At 65.3% G+C, this 14602-nt stretch carries 16 protein-coding genes; 14 read left to right on the forward strand and 2 right to left on the reverse strand.

The genetic code is table 11. The features are described 5' to 3' along the window. Positions 1 to 3 precede the first annotated feature (3 nt). The 9 genes from Q7U29_RS23665 (at position 4) to aat (ending at position 8245) form a co-directional block, all read left to right on the forward strand. Complete coding sequence (locus Q7U29_RS23665) at positions 4 to 771, forward strand: DsbA family protein (RefSeq protein ID WP_304745361.1); 768 nt, start codon at positions 4 to 6, stop codon at positions 769 to 771. A 204-nt stretch (positions 772 to 975) separates the two neighbouring features. After that, the gene (locus Q7U29_RS23670) at positions 976 to 1713 is read left to right on the forward strand and encodes a DUF1236 domain-containing protein (RefSeq protein ID WP_304745363.1); all 738 of its coding nucleotides are present in this window, start codon (positions 976 to 978) and stop codon (positions 1711 to 1713) included. Between the two features lie 264 nt (positions 1714 to 1977). Further along, the gene (gene aroQ / locus Q7U29_RS23675; RefSeq protein WP_304745364.1) at positions 1978 to 2445 is read left to right on the forward strand and encodes a type II 3-dehydroquinate dehydratase; all 468 of its coding nucleotides are present in this window, start codon (positions 1978 to 1980) and stop codon (positions 2443 to 2445) included. A 44-nt stretch (positions 2446 to 2489) separates the two neighbouring features. Then, entirely contained in the window at positions 2490 to 2981 is a 492-nt protein-coding gene (accB, locus tag Q7U29_RS23680; RefSeq protein WP_304745366.1) for an acetyl-CoA carboxylase biotin carboxyl carrier protein, read from the forward strand. A gap of 24 nt (positions 2982 to 3005) precedes the next feature. Continuing rightward, a complete protein-coding gene (gene accC, locus Q7U29_RS23685) occupies positions 3006 to 4355 on the forward strand; it encodes an acetyl-CoA carboxylase biotin carboxylase subunit (RefSeq protein WP_304745368.1) in 1350 nt (449 codons plus the stop codon). A gap of 117 nt (positions 4356 to 4472) precedes the next feature. After that, the gene (locus Q7U29_RS23690) at positions 4473 to 6005 is read left to right on the forward strand and encodes a CHASE3 domain-containing protein (protein WP_304745370.1); all 1533 of its coding nucleotides are present in this window, start codon (positions 4473 to 4475) and stop codon (positions 6003 to 6005) included. Further along, on the forward strand, positions 6002 to 6442 hold the full coding sequence (locus Q7U29_RS23695) for a response regulator (RefSeq protein ID WP_304745372.1): 441 nt from the start codon (positions 6002 to 6004) through the stop codon (positions 6440 to 6442). Before Q7U29_RS23690 ends, Q7U29_RS23695 begins: the two co-directional genes overlap by 4 nt. Then, entirely contained in the window at positions 6439 to 7530 is a 1092-nt protein-coding gene (locus tag Q7U29_RS23700; RefSeq protein WP_304745374.1) for a sensor histidine kinase, read from the forward strand. Before Q7U29_RS23695 ends, Q7U29_RS23700 begins: the two co-directional genes overlap by 4 nt. Before the next feature lie 34 nt (positions 7531 to 7564). Then, positions 7565 to 8245: a leucyl/phenylalanyl-tRNA--protein transferase gene (gene aat / locus Q7U29_RS23705; protein ID WP_304745376.1), complete on the forward strand. Its 681-nt coding sequence runs from the start codon at positions 7565 to 7567 to the stop codon at positions 8243 to 8245. 14 nt (positions 8246 to 8259) lie between these two features. Here aat and Q7U29_RS23710 read toward each other — a convergent pair whose 3' ends face one another. Continuing rightward, positions 8260 to 9234 carry a DUF2155 domain-containing protein gene (locus tag Q7U29_RS23710; protein WP_304745378.1) on the reverse strand — a complete coding sequence of 325 codons (975 nt, stop codon included), beginning with the start codon at positions 9232 to 9234 and terminating at the stop codon, positions 8260 to 8262. Positions 9235 to 9484: 250 nt separating this feature from the next. Here Q7U29_RS23710 and Q7U29_RS23715 point away from each other — a divergent pair, with 250 nt between their 5' ends. Genes Q7U29_RS23715 through Q7U29_RS23725 form a run of 3 tightly spaced genes read left to right on the forward strand, consistent with a single transcriptional unit; the run spans position 9485 to position 12510 of the window. Continuing rightward, a complete protein-coding gene (locus Q7U29_RS23715) occupies positions 9485 to 10264 on the forward strand; it encodes an SDR family NAD(P)-dependent oxidoreductase (RefSeq protein ID WP_304745380.1) in 780 nt (259 codons plus the stop codon). Positions 10265 to 10313: 49 nt separating this feature from the next. After that, on the forward strand, positions 10314 to 11261 hold the full coding sequence (locus Q7U29_RS23720) for an alpha/beta hydrolase (RefSeq protein ID WP_304745382.1): 948 nt from the start codon (positions 10314 to 10316) through the stop codon (positions 11259 to 11261). A gap of 25 nt (positions 11262 to 11286) precedes the next feature. Beyond that, the gene (locus Q7U29_RS23725) at positions 11287 to 12510 is read left to right on the forward strand and encodes a citrate transporter (protein ID WP_304745384.1); all 1224 of its coding nucleotides are present in this window, start codon (positions 11287 to 11289) and stop codon (positions 12508 to 12510) included. A gap of 6 nt (positions 12511 to 12516) precedes the next feature. Here Q7U29_RS23725 and Q7U29_RS23730 read toward each other — a convergent pair whose 3' ends face one another. Beyond that, on the reverse strand, positions 12517 to 13455 hold the full coding sequence (locus Q7U29_RS23730) for a GlxA family transcriptional regulator (protein WP_304745386.1): 939 nt from the start codon (positions 13453 to 13455) through the stop codon (positions 12517 to 12519). A 47-nt stretch (positions 13456 to 13502) separates the two neighbouring features. Between Q7U29_RS23730 and Q7U29_RS23735 the strand changes: the two genes are divergently transcribed. Both Q7U29_RS23735 and Q7U29_RS23740 read left to right on the forward strand, forming a co-directional pair. Further along, entirely contained in the window at positions 13503 to 13748 is a 246-nt protein-coding gene (locus Q7U29_RS23735) for an outer membrane protein (RefSeq protein ID WP_304745388.1), read from the forward strand. Positions 13749 to 13913: 165 nt separating this feature from the next. Continuing rightward, positions 13914 to 14602: DJ-1/PfpI family protein (locus Q7U29_RS23740; RefSeq protein WP_304745390.1), on the forward strand; the 689-nt coding region annotated here is incomplete at its 3' end.

Raw genomic sequence — 14602 nt, forward strand, 5'->3', positions numbered from 1 at the left:
CCCATGCGCTCGTTCCGCCTGCTCGCCCCCGCCCTGTTCGCGCTCGCACTCTGCGGGGCGCCGGCGCCGGCCTCCGCGCAGAGTTTTTCCGACATCCAGCGCGGCGATATCGAAACCATCGTCCGGAATTACCTGCTCAAGCATCCCGAGGTGCTGGAAGAGGCGATGGCCGAGCTCAGCAAGCGCCAGACCGCCGCCGAGGCCGAGAAGCATGCCGCCGGAGTAGCCAGGAATGAGGACGCGATCTTCAAATCGCCGCGCGGCGTCACCATCGGCCCGAAGGACGGCGACGTCACCATGGTGGAATTCTTCGACTACAATTGCGGCTATTGCAAACGCGCCATGACCGACATGATGGAGCTGATGAAATCCGACCCGAAGCTGAAGGTGGTGCTGAAGGAATTCCCGGTGCTCGGCCCCGGCTCCGTCGAGGCCGCCCAGGTCGGAGTCGCCATGCGCATGCAGGATCCCGGCGGCAAGAAGTATCTCGACTTTCACCAGAAGCTGCTGAACGGCAAGGGCCAGGCCGACAAGGCGCGCTCGATGGCCGCCGCCAAGGAAGCCGGCGCCGACATGGCTAAACTCGAGAAGGATCTCGCCAGTCCGGAAGTGCGCGCCACGCTGGAGGAGAACTTCAAGCTCGCCGAAGCGATGGGCATGAACGGCACGCCCAGCTACGTGATCGGCAAGCAGGTGGTGATCGGCGCGGTCGGCGTCGAAACCCTGCGGGAAAAAATCGGCGTCGCGCGTTGCGGCAAGGCGACGTGCTGAACCGCATCTCCTGCAATCTGATGTTGCAGCGTTGCTGAACCGAAGGCCGGCTCTCGAGCCGGCTTTTTGTTTGCGCCTTTTCAAAGTCGGACGGTTCATCGCGCGCTCACCAGACAAAATCGGTGGAACCGGCGAACGCACGGAACATCGCTTCACTGGCGTCGTTGTCGGCACGGGCAATGCAATCAGGTGAGGAGATAATCCATGACTAGTCGTTTTATGATGTCGGTAGCGGCCGCTGCGTTGATAGCGGGCAGCGGATTCGCCTTTGCGCAAGGCGCCGGTGGTGCGGGCGGCGCGGCAGGTGGCGCTTCCGCGGGTGGCAGCCCGCCCGCCGCGCAGCAGGAGCGCGCACCGTCGGGTGGCGCGATGAACCGCGATTCCGGCAGTGCTCCGGGCATGAGCAAGGACAGCGCTCAGTCCAGGGATGGCATGTCCAAGGACGGTGCGAATAGCGTGCAGTCCAGGGATGGCATGACCAAGGACAGCACCAGGGATAGCGCTCAGTCCAAGGACGGCATGAGCAAGGACGGCGCGAAGAGCGTGCAGTCAAAGGACGGCATGTCCAAGGACGCCACGAAGGACAGCGCGCAGTCCAGGGATGGCACGACGAGCAAGAGCGGCACCGCCCAGACCGACAGCAAGTCCACGACCACCACCGGTAACGCCGCGACGTCGGCGACCGCAGCTCCGCCGGCTGAGAAACGCACGCAGATCGTCTCCGCCATCAAGTCGGAGACGAGCATCAAGGAAACCACCAACGTCAACTTCAATATCTCGGTTGGCACGCGGGTTCCGAGTTCGGTCACCTTCTATCCGCTTCCGCCGCGGATCGTCGAGATCTATCCGGAATGGCGCGGCTATAAGGTCATCCTGGTCAAAGGCCGTTACGTCATCGTTCAGCCCGAGACCTACGAGATCGTCTACGTCATCGAGGCCTAACGGCTGAGAGCAGCCAACTGCTTCAGGCGTTCGGGGCGGGCAGCAATGCCCGCCCCTTTCGTGTGAGCCGATAGCCGGCCTGTGGACGAGCCTGCCTTGTGCCATCCTCAAACCTTGGTTAATCAATGGTTTCCTCAGGTTCCGCATGGCTTTTTACAAGCCGGGTGAGGCATTTGGGCAGGGTCCGGGGCGCCCTAGAGGCTTCCCCTTGGGCCTGATGTTACCTATAACCGCCGCCACCGCAGCAGCATTACCGGGATCTGGATGGCCGAGAGACCTGCCGAGACGATTTATGTGCTCAACGGCCCCAACCTCAATTTGTTGGGGACCCGGGAGCCCGAGAAATACGGCCACGCCAGGCTTGCCGACGTCGAGCAACTCTGCGTACAGACCGCTGCCCAGTTCGGCCTCAAGGCCGACTGCAGGCAATCCAACCGCGAAGGCGAGCTGATCGATTTCATCCACGAGGCGCTTACGAAAAAAGCCGCCGGGATCATCATCAACGCCGGCGGCTATTCACACACCTCCATCGCGCTGCACGACGCCCTGATGGCGGTAAAAATTCCGACCGTCGAAGTGCACGTCACCAATATCCATGCCCGCGAAGAATTCCGCCATCATTCCTTCACCGCCCGGGCCGCGTTCGCATCGCTTTGCGGCTTCGGCATCGAGGGTTACCGACTGGCGATCCAGGGCCTTGCCGCCAAAATCGGCGTCAAGGCGACTGCCTGACGCCTTTTCGCCCGTCACCCCACAGAAAGCTCCGGATCAAGATCATGGCGAGCCAGCCTGACGATACAAAAGCCGCGAAGTTCAACAGCGACGACAGTGCGCTCATTCGCGAACTCGCATTGCTGCTCGACGAGACCAGTCTCACCGAGATCGAGATCGAACGGTCCGGCCTGCGGGTGCGGGTCGCCCGCAACATCAGCATCGCCGCATCGATGCCGGCGAATTTCCAGCACATGCCCTCGGGTTCCCATGGATCCGCCGCGAGCGTTACACCGGCCGCCATCGCGGATCTGGCAAAACACCCGGGCGTGGTGCCCTCGCCGATGGTCGGCACCGCCTACTGGGCGTCCGAGCCCGGCGCCAAGCCGTTCATCGAGGTCGGCTCCAGGGTGGCGATCGGGCAGACGCTGTTGATCATCGAAGCGATGAAGACGATGAACCAGATCCCGTCGACGCGCGCGGGCACCGTGACGCAGATTCTCGTCGAGGACGGCCAGCCGGTCGAATTCGGCGAACCGCTCGTCATCATTGAATAGAATTCGTCAACGTCAGGCGCCGCGATGTTCGACAAGATCCTGATAGCCAATCGCGGCGAGATCGCCCTGCGCATCCTGCGCGCGTGCAAGGAACTCGGCATTGCCACCGTCGCGGTGCATTCCACCGCCGACGCCGACGCCATGCATGTGCGGCTGGCCGACGAGAGCGTCTGCATCGGCCCGCCGCCGTCGAAGGACAGTTACCTCAACATCCCGGCATTGCTTTCCGCCTGCGAGATCACCGGCGCCGACGCCGTGCACCCCGGCTACGGCTTTCTGTCGGAAAACGCCCGCTTCGCCGAAATCCTCGGCGAGCACAATCTGCATTTCATCGGGCCGAAGGCCGAGCACATCCGCCTGATGGGCGACAAGATCGAGGCCAAGAAGACCGCCAAGCGGCTCGGTATTCCCGTGGTGCCCGGTTCCGACGGCGGCGTCGGTCCCGAGGACGACGCCATGGCGATCGCGGAGTCGATCGGCTTTCCGGTGCTGGTGAAAGCGGCTTCCGGCGGCGGCGGTCGCGGCATGAAGGTGGCGCAGACCGCCGAAGACCTGATGCTGGCGCTGTCGACCGCGTCCAACGAGGCCAAGTCGGCGTTCGGCGATGCCTCGGTCTATCTGGAAAAATACCTGCAGAAGCCGCGACACATCGAAATCCAGATCCTCGGCGACGGCCGCGGCGGCGCCATCCATCTCGGCGAACGCGACTGCTCGCTGCAGCGGCGTCACCAGAAGATTTGGGAAGAAGGCCCCTCGCCGGTCCTGGCGGCGGCAGCACGCGCCAAAATCGGCGCGACCTGCGCCAAGGCGATGCAGGACATGAAATATCTCGGCGTCGGCACCATCGAATTCCTGTACGAGGATGGCGAGTTCTATTTCATCGAAATGAACACGAGGATCCAGGTCGAGCATCCCGTCACCGAGTCGATCACCGATATCGACCTCGTGCTGGAGCAGATCCGGATCGCCGCCGGCGGCGAACTGCCGGCGACGCAGGACGAAATCCAGATCATCGGCCACGCCATCGAATGCCGCGTCAACGCGGAAAATCCCCAGACCTTCCGCCCGTCACCGGGCAGGATCACGCAATACCATCCGCCGGGCGGCCTCGGCGTGCGGATCGATTCTGCCGTCTATCAGGGCTACGTCATCCCGCCCTATTACGACTCGCTGGTCGGCAAGCTGATCGTCCATGGCAAGACCCGGGGCGAGTGCCTGATGCGGCTGCGCCGCGCGCTCGACGAAATGGTGGTCGAGGGCATCGAGACCACGTTGCCGCTGTTCCGGGCGCTGGTGCGGGAGCCCGCCATTATCGACGGCGACTACCATATCCACTGGCTCGAACAGTATCTGGCCGGCCAGAACCCCGGCTGACGGCCCTCGGCGCAAACATCCTGGAACCAATTGGCCGGAGCGGCGTTCTCACCCGTGGGGAAACCTTGCCATCCAGGGGGTTGCTGCAATTCCGTCGTTTCATGACTCGAGACTGCCGTGACGCCTGACGCCGCGCGCCGCCGCGCTGTTGGCCAGATCCTGCTGCTTGCGGCGGGATTTTTGGTGCTGGTCGCGATCAGCACCGCCTCCGTCCTGCTGGTCAACAAGGCCCGCAAGGACAGCGGCCTCGTGGTGCACACCGTCGAGGTCCAGAACCAGATCAGCAACCTGCTGCTTGAAATCCGCCGCGCTGAAAGCGATGCGCGCGGCTTTCTGCTGACCCGTGAACCGGAGCTTCTGAGGGACCACGAGGCTGCGGTTGCGACCGTCATTCCCAACGTCGACAGGCTGATACGATCGATATCGGACAATCCGCGTCAGGCCGACAACGTGAAAAAGCTGAAGGCGGCGGTCGAAGCGCGGCTCGACCAGTTCGCGACGGAGATGAACTTCGTCAAGCAGAACCGGGTCGACGGCGCCGTGGCGCTGGTGCTCGAGGCGGCCGCCGGCAACACCACCGGGACGATCCGCAGGATCGCAGACGAGATGCAGACCGAAGAAGCGCGGCGGTTCGGCGAGCGAACCGTCAACGCCGACCGCAGCCAGCAGCTTGCGGCCGTCGTGACCATCGCCGGATCCGGCCTCGTGATCGCGCTGGCCGGCATTTCCATCTTCCTGGTGCGGCGCTCCGCCAGCGCGCGCGACGAAGCCGAGGCGCTGTTGCGCGACAACAACCTCAATCTGGAATCCACCGTCGATGAGCGCACCGCCGATCTGCGCGAGGCCAACGACGAGATCCAGCGCTTTGCCTATATCGTCAGCCACGATTTGCGCTCGCCGCTGGTCAACATCATGGGCTTCACCAGCGAGCTCGAGGAACTGCGCGGCGACATCTTCCGGCGGATCGCCTCCCTTGCCCGCGCGCAATCATCGGCGCCGGTGGCGCCCGATAACGCGACCGACAGCGCCGAGCCCGTGCTCGAAGGCGCCGACAGGCAACTCTCGCAGGATTTCTCCGAGGCGCTCGGCTTCATCAAGTCGTCGATCGCCAAGATGGACCGCCTGATCACGGCGATCCTCAACCTGACCCGCGAGGGGCGGCGCGAGTTCGTGCCGGTGCAGATCGACACCCGCGAACTGATCGAAACCATCGTGAGCACCGTGGCGCATCAGGCCGCGGAGGCCGAGGCCACCATCCACATCGAACCGCTGCCCGACATCGTCAGCGACCGCCTCGCGATGGAACAGATTTTCTCCAACCTGATCGACAACGCGCTGAAATATCTCGAGCCGGGAGTTCCCGGGGAGATCCATATCCGGGGCCGCACCAAGCTCGGCTTCGCGATATTCGAGGTCTCCGACAACGGACGCGGCATCGATCCCAAGGACCACCAGCGGATTTTCGACCTGTTTCGCCGCGCCGGCACCCAGGACAAACCCGGCCAGGGCATCGGGCTCGCCCACGTCCGGGCCCTGGTGCGGCGGCTCGGGGGAACCATGTCGGTAGCATCGGAACTCAACCACGGCAGTACCTTCACCACCACGCTCCCCATTCGCTGGGCAGCCACTAACCGGAACAGAGAGTCATGAGCAATCCAGTCACCATCATCATGATCGAGGACGACGAGGGGCACGCCCGCCTGATCGAGCGCAATATCCGCCGTTCCGGCGTCAACAACGAGATCGTGCCGTTCACCAACGGTACAGATGCGGTCAAGTACCTGTTCGGCAGCGACGGCACCGGCCTCGCCCACAAGGGCAACGCGCTGCTGATTTTGCTCGATCTCAATCTGCCCGACATGACCGGCATCGACATCTTGCGGCGGGTCAAGGAAAACGCGTATCTCAAATGCGCGCCGGTCGTGGTGCTGACCACGACCGACGATTCCCAGGAGATCAAGCGCTGTTACGAACTCGGCGCCAACGTCTACATCACCAAGCCGGTGAACTACGAAAGCTTCGCCAACGCCATTCGCCAGCTCGGACTGTTCTTCTCCGTCATTCAGGTACCCGCAGCCGCCACATGACCGCGACCATGCCCACGCTGCTTTACATCGACGACGATCCGGCGCTGGCCCGGCTGGTCGACCGCGGCCTGACGCGGCTCGGCGTCAAGGTGGTGCATGCGAACGGCGGCGCCGAAGGGCTGGAGCGGCTGCGTCAGGGCGGCATCGACGTCATCGCGCTCGATCAATACATGCCCGGCCTCGACGGCCTCGAAACGCTGGAGCGGATCCTGAAGATCCCGAACGCGCCGCCGGTGGTGTTCGTCACGGCGTCGCAGGATTCCGCGATCGCCGTCACCGCGCTGAAGGCCGGCGCCGTCGATTACCTGGTCAAGGACGTCCAGGGGGATTTCATCCCCCTGCTCCATGTTGCCGTCGACAGCGCGATCCAGCAGGCGATGGTTCGCAAGGCCCGCGACGAGGCCGAGGCCGAGGTCCACGCCTCGCGCGATCGCTATGCCGCGCTCGCCGCCGAGCGCGAGGTGCTGCTGCGCGAGGTCAACCATCGCGTCGGCAATTCGCTGCAGATCATCGCCTCGCTGCTGCACCTGCAGGCCAATTCAGCCAGCCAGGACGACGTCAAGGCGGCGCTGACCAATGCGATGGGACGGGTCGCCGCGGTGGCGCAGGTGCACCGCCGGCTCTACACCTCGCACGATCTGAAGAGCGTGCTGCTGAACCAGTATCTGGAGGCCCTGCTGGAGGATTTGAGGCGGTCCGCCGAAGGCAACAAGATGTCGCGGCTGACCCTGAAAGCCGAGCCGGTCGAGATCGACCCCGACCGCGCGGTGGCGATCGGCATCATCGTCAACGAGTTGGTGATGAATGCGGTAAAATACGCCTACCCCGACGGCGCCGGGCCGATCCATGTCACGCTCGATGCCGACGGCGACGATCTGGAGCTGGCGATCTGCGACGACGGCGTCGGCCTCAACGTCAAGACCGACCCGCGCTCCACCGGCATGGGCCAGCGCATCGTCTCCGCGATGGCCTCCAAACTCGAAGCCAGCGTCGAGCGCGATCCCGCGCATGCCGGCACCAGAATCGTGCTGCGGTTCCGCCGCGTCAACAAGCCTGCGGCAAAACCCGGCTGCACGGCGGCGAGCTAGCCGCTGCCGCCCCTAAACTGCTATCCTGCCAGCCATGGCATCGCGCGACTCCGCCTCCTCCGACATCACGCCCGAAGTGCTGCTGCGCGCCTATGCCTGCGGCATCTTTCCGATGGCCGAAAGCGCCGACGATCCGACGCTGTTCTGGGTCGAGCCGGAAATGCGCGGCGTGATTCCGCTCGACGGCTTTCGTATCGCCTCACGGCTGGCGCGCACCGTGCGCTCCGACGTCTTCACCGTCACGGTCAACACCGCTTTCAAGGCGGTGATCGCGGGCTGCGCCGCGCCGCAGCCCGGCCGCGACGACACCTGGATCAACAAGCGGATCCGCGATCTCTATCTGGGCCTGCACGGGCTCGGGCACTGCCACAGCGTCGAGGTCTGGCAGAATGGCGACCTGGTCGGCGGCCTGTACGGCGTCAGCCTCGGCCGCGCGTTTTTCGGCGAGAGCATGTTTCATCGCGCCCGCGACGCCTCCAAGGTGGCGCTGGTGCATCTGGTGGCGCGGCTGATCGCGGGCGGATTCGAGCTGCTCGACACCCAATATGTCACCGAGCATCTGCGCTCGTTCGGCGCGGTCGAGATTCCGCGGCGGCGCTACACCGTGCTGCTCGACAAGGCGATCAAGGGCGCGGCGGCCGATTTTGCCAGGCTGCCGGTCGATGCTCCCGTCAGCGGCGCGCGGGCGCTGGAGATCATTGCCGCGCGCGGCTGAGCGTCACTCGTGAGCTACCTGAAAATCCCGAACAGGCCGCCGGGCTGCTGTTGCGGCGGAGGTGGCGGCGGTTGCTGCTGGAATTGCGGCTGCGGCGGCGGCGCCGAACGCTGGACCTGCTTCGGCGGCGCGCGTTTCTGGACGGGCGGCGGCGGCGCGGGTTTCGGCGGCGGCTCGGGCGCCGCGGTGACGATGGTGGTTTCCGGGCCTTTGCAGTCGGTCAGCCAGATGTCGTAGATCGGGTGCTCGACGCCGTGCAGGCCCGGGCTCGCCGCATACATCCAGCCGGAAAAAATCCGCTTCACCTCGCCCTGCAGCGTGATCTCGTCGACCTCGACGAAGGCGTCGGTGTTGGCGGCCTCGGTCGCGGGGCGGGTATAGCAGGCCGCGGTTTTCACCCGCAGCGCGCCGAACTGGACGGTTTCGCCGATATCCTCGTCGAAATTGATGATGCGCCCGGTGATCTTGTCCAAGCCGGAGAAGCTCGCCTTCTTGTTGACGATCTTCTGCGCCGGCGGCTCGGTGACCACCTCGTCGCCGGGCTGAATGCTGGCCGGCGTCTGCGGCACGGCGCCACCCTTGGTCGGCTGGCGCTGTCCCGGCGGCAGGCCGGGCAGCGGATTGGCGCCGGGCTGCGGCGGAGCTACCGCGATGCCCGGGGCGGTATTTTGCGGAATGACTGATGTGCCCGGCGGCGGCGCCAGCGGCTGCGTCTGCACCGAACCGGGCGGCGGCACGCCCTGCCCCGGCGGCGGACGATTCGGCGTCGGCAGCAGGCGGCCCCTCGGCAGCTCCGGCACCTGCTCGTCGTCGTCGTCGAGTTGCGGCTGCGGCTCGCTCCCCCTGCCGCCGCGCGGAATGGCCCCAGGCGGGCGCGGCGCCGGATCGGAAAAGATATTGCCGATCTGCGCGTGCGCCGGCGGCGCAAGCGAGATCGTCGTGGCGGCCACGAGGGCCGCAAATCCGGTCAGGGCAATGGTTCGAAACATCTCGCGGCTTTGAAAGGCGAATCGGGCTCGCGACATTGTACAGACTTATCCGCCGCTCGCAGGACCATCGGTTAACACGGCAAATAGGGCGGGGAAAGGGCGGTTCGCCCCCTGATAGTCCTCTTGCCCCGCCCACTGGTCAGCCCCCGCCACAAATGAAATAGTCGAAGCCATCAAGGTTCGCGCGGGGCCGCGCCATGCCTGATCACAGGACATCCGGGGCAACCGGAGCAACAGGGGAAACACTGCAATGACCGATCGAATTCGCCTCGATGGCCGGGTCGCCGTCGTCACCGGGGCTGCCGGCGTCATCGGCACCGCGACCATGCGGCTGTTGGCCGAACGCGGCGCCCGCCTCGTCGCGGTCGACCGCAGGCAGCAGGACCTCGAGGAAGCGATCAGGGACCTGCCGGCCTCGGCGCAGGCGCTGGCGGTCGTCGCCGACGTCACCGATGAGGACGAGGTCGCGGCTTACGTCCGCGCCGCGGTCGACACGTTCGGCACCATCGACGCCTTCTACAACAACGCCGGCATCGAGGGCGACATCAAGCCGATCACGGAATATTCGCTGGAGATGTTTCGCCGCGTGCTCGACGTCAACGTGGTCGGGGTGTTCCTGGGGATGAAGCACGTCCTGCCGGTGATGCTGAAGCAGAACAAGGGCAGCATCATCAACACCGCATCGATCGCCGGCCTGATGGGATCGCCGCACATCGCGGTCTACAGCGCCAGCAAGCATGCGGTGATCGGGCTGACCAAGACCGCGGCGTGGGAATGCACCGGCACCGGCGTGCGCGTCAATGCCGTCTGCCCCGGCCTGATCGACAGCCGGATGCTCTCGACTATCCTGCAGGGCCGCAATGGCGGCAATTCGCCGCCTCCCAATGAGAAGATCGTCGACCGGATTCCGGCACGGCGGCTCGGATTGGCGTCCGAAGTGGCCTCCATCGTCGCGTTCCTGGCATCCGACGAGGCGAGCTACGTCTCCGGCTCGTCCTACACCGTCGATGGCGGACGAACCGCCGCCTGATTCAATTGCTCCGCCACACCCAAAACCCCACGCCACAGGTCCACCCATCATGCCCGCTGTTCTCGATCCCGATGCCGCCGCCGTCTTCAAAGCCTTCCAGGAGGCCGGACGGCCGCCTTACGAGACGGTGAGGCATGAAGAGGCACGCCGGCTTTATCTGGCCGGCCGCATCGTCTCCAACCCGGAGCCGCCGGAGCTTGCATCGACAGAACCGCTTGCGATCCCCGCCCCCCACGGACCCATTCCCGCGCGCATCTACACGCCGAAAAATCCGAGGCGGACAGATGGTCTGGCACCCGCACTGGTGTTCTTTCACGGCGGCGGCTGGGTGATCGGCGATCTCGAGTCCCATGACGTGGTGTGCCGCAAGCTCGCCGACGAAGGCCGGCTGATCGTGATTTCCGTCGATTATCGCCTCGCGCCCGAACACAAGTTTCCCGCCGCGGTCGATGATTCCATCGCCGCGACCCAATGGATCGCCGATAACGCCGGACAGCTCGGCATCGACGCCGCAAGGCTGACGGTCGGCGGCGACAGCGCCGGCGGCAACCTCGCCGCGGTGGTCGCGATATCGGCGCGCGACGGCAACGGGCCGGCGATCGCGGGCCAGGTGCTGATCTATCCCGCCACCGACTTTACCATGACGCATCCCTCGCATAGCGAACCGGAGACCAGTCTGCTGCTGACGCATTCGGTGATCAGATGGTTTCGCGATCACTACCTGAACGGCGCCGCCGACGTACACGACTGGCGCGCCTCGCCCGCGCGCGCCACGACGCTGGTGGGTTTGCCGCCGGCCTATGTGCTGACCGCCGGCGCCGATCCGCTGCGCGACGAGGGCGACGAATACGCCGCACGACTGAAGGAAGCCGGCGTCGCGGTCACCTATCGGCACTTTCCCGGCCAATTCCACGGCTTCTTCACCATGGGCAAATTGCTGCAACAGGCTAATGTCGCCGCCAGCGAGATCGGCGCGTGGCTGAGGGCGCAGAACTAGAACCGCAACCGATATCGAGGCCGCCGTGATTGAACCGATCCTGCTGTTTGGAATCCCCGTCGATTTCATCCTGTTCGCGCTGACCCTGCTCGGCGTCGCACTGTTTCATCGCCACACCCTGCCGGTGGCGCTGACAGGGCTTGCCGCCATCATCGTCTACAAGCTGGCGTTCACCGGATTCAAATTCGGCACAGGCTTTGCCGGCCTCGGCCAGCATATGGCGCATGAATGGGTCATCCTCGCCAATCTGTTCCTGCTGCTGACGGGGTTTGCGATGCTGTCGCGGCATTTCGAGGAGAGCCGAATCCCCGATGAAATGCCGACGCTGCTGCCCGACGACTGGAAGGGTGGCGTGGTGTTGCTGGTGCTGGTGTTCGTGTTGTCGAGCTTTCTCGACAATATCGCGGCCGCGCTGATCGGCGGCACGGTGGCCCGGCACGTCTTCCGGGGCAAGGTCCATATCGGTTATCTCGCCGGGATCGTCGCGGCGTCGAATGCCGGCGGATCCGGCAGCGTGGTCGGCGACACCACCACCACCATGATGTGGATCGCCGGCGTCAGTCCGCTCGCCGTGGTGGAGGCCTATATCGCGGCCATCGTTGCGATGCTGATCTTCGCCGTGCCGGCTTCGATCCAGCAGCACCGCTTCTCTCCGATCCAGAAAGATCCACCGAAAGGATTGAAGATCGACTCGGCGCGAGTGTTCATCGTCGCCGCCATCCTAATGGCAGCACTCGCCGCCAACATCTCCGCGAACCTGAAATTTCCGGCCCTCTTGGATATCCTTCCCGTGCTCGGGCTCGCGGTCTGGGCCGTGATCCTGCTGACCGCGGGCTTGCGCGCGCCGGACTGGTCGATCATGCCGGAGACGATCAAGGGCACCATCTTCCTGCTGGCGCTGGTGACCGCGGCCTCGTTGATGCCGGTCGAAAAACTCCCGGTCGCTTCGTGGCAGACTGCGCTCGGCCTCGGCTTCGTCTCGGCGGTGTTCGACAATATCCCGCTGACCGCGCTGGCGCTGAAGCAAGGCGGCTACGACTGGGGCTATCTCGCCTACGCCGTCGGCTTCGGCGGCTCGATGATCTGGTTCGGCTCCTCCGCCGGTGTGGCGCTCGCCAACATGTATCCGGAAGCAAAATCGGTCGGACGCTGGGTCAGCCAGGGCTGGCCGGTGGCGGCGGCCTATGTCGTCGGCTTCTTCGTGATGCTTGCCGTGATCGGCTGGCATCCCGATGCACCGCTGAAGTAACGGCGGTTACCCCGCACGCGCCGCGCGCCGCAGCGATTGCGGGGGCTGGCCGAAGGCGCGGATGAAGGCGCGGCGCATCCGCTCCGGATCGCGAAAGCCGGTGGTCTCGGCGACGCGCTCGATCGCCTCGGACGAGGATTGCACGCGCTGGCGCGCCACCTCGATGCGCAGGCGTTCCACCGCCTTCGACGGCGTGGTCCCGGTCTCCGCAATGAAGGCGCGGGCAAAATGCCGCGAACTCATGCCGGCCTGCTCGGCCATGTCCTCCACCGTCAGCGGCGCATCGAGATGCTCGCGCGCCCAGGCCAGCAATGGCGCGAAGCGGCCGGTCGGCGCCTTCAATTCCAGCAGCGAGGAGAATTGCGACTGGCCGCCGCTGCGGCGATGATAGAGCACGAGCTGGCGCGCGGCCTGCTGCGCGACCTCGTCGCCAAAATCCTCCGCCGCCATCGCCAGCGCCAGATCGATGCCGGCGCTGATCCCGGCCGAGCTCCAGATGTTGCCGTCGCGGACGAAGATGCGGTCAGGCTCCAGCTTCACCCTGGGATAGGTCTTCACAAAATGCGGGGTCCGCTGCCAGTGCGTGGTGGCGCGGCGGCCGTCGAGCAGGCCTGCTTCGGCCAGGATGTAGGCGCCGGAGCAGACGCTGGCGACACGGATGCCGCGTTTTGCCATGGCCCGCACGAAGCCCAGCGTCTTCGCGCAGGTCGCCGCCTGCCGCACCCCCTCGCCACCGGCCACGATCAGGGTGGTGATCGCTGCCGACGGCTTGAGGCCGCGCGCCAGCATCTCGACGCCGGACGAACTGCGAACCGGACCCGGCGTCTCCGCCAGCACCTTGATTGCCGGCGGCTGGCCGGCAAAACGGGCGGCGATCTCGAACGCCGAAATCGGCCCGGCCGCGTCCAGCAACTGGAAATCCGGAAAAATCAGAACGCCGATCATGCCGGGCCTCTTTGTCCGTAAATGAGGTAAACATCTTTTCCGGACAAATGGGCGAGGTCAAGGACCGGCGCCCGTCCCTCATCGGCGGCGGCACCGAAGTCGCGCTCGACGCCCGCTGGTCGGCGCGGCTCGAATATCTCTACATCGATGCCGGCAAGAGCAAGCGGACGTCCATCGTCACCGTTCCCGCCGTCGTTGCGGTGCCCTTCGATTCCAACGTATCCAATCGTTTCCATGTCGTCCGCGCCGGGCTGAATTACAGCTTCAACGCACCTGTCGTGGCGAAGTACTGAACGCGTTTCGATCGCCTTCGCAGCTCGTTCCGAAGCCCCGGGCTCGCGCCCGGGGCTTTTCCTTGCACAGGAGGCCATGGCAGAAATTGAGGGAAAAATGCCATTTCGGACGGCAGGCGCGGCTGGCAGGGTGAAGGTTAGTCAACTCACCTTCGGAGAATCCTCATGTCCGCGCCGCTTCAGATCGGGATCGTCCTGTTTCCACGGGTGACCCAGCTCGATTTCACCGGACCGTTGCAGGTGTTCTCCAGCGTGCCCGGCGCGCAGGTGCATCTGATCTGGAAACGGATCGAGCCGGTCACCAGCGACTCCGTGCTGACGATCACGCCGACGGTCAGCTTCGCCGATTGCCCGCAGCTCGACGTGATCTGCGTGCCCGGCGGGCTCGGCACCGACGACATGATCAACGACGAGGAGATGCTGGCCTTCCTGCGCCGGCAGGCGGCGGGCGCAAAATACATCACCTCGGTATGCACGGGATCGCTGGTGCTGGGCGCCGCCGGGCTGCTGCAGGGTTACCGCGCGGCGACGCACTGGACCGCGATGGATTTCCTCGCCGCGTTCGGCGCAACGCCGACCAGAACGCGGGTCTGCGTCGACCGCAACCGCGTCACCGGCGGCGGTGTCACCGCGGGCATCGATTTCGCGCTGACCCTGGTATCGCTGCTGGTCGACCGGCGCACCGCCGAGGCGATCCAGCTGCGGCTCGAATACAACCCGGCGCCGCCGTTCAACTCCGGCTCGCCCGACACCGCGCCGCCGGAAATCCTCGCGCTCATGAAGGAGAGGATCGCGGCGTCGCAAATCCGCCGCGGCGAGATGATCGCCCGCGCCGGCGCAAGGCTCGCGGCGCA

It is taken from the genome of Bradyrhizobium sp., from assembly GCF_030654605.1.
Classification (GTDB): Bacteria; Pseudomonadota; Alphaproteobacteria; order Rhizobiales; family Xanthobacteraceae; genus Bradyrhizobium.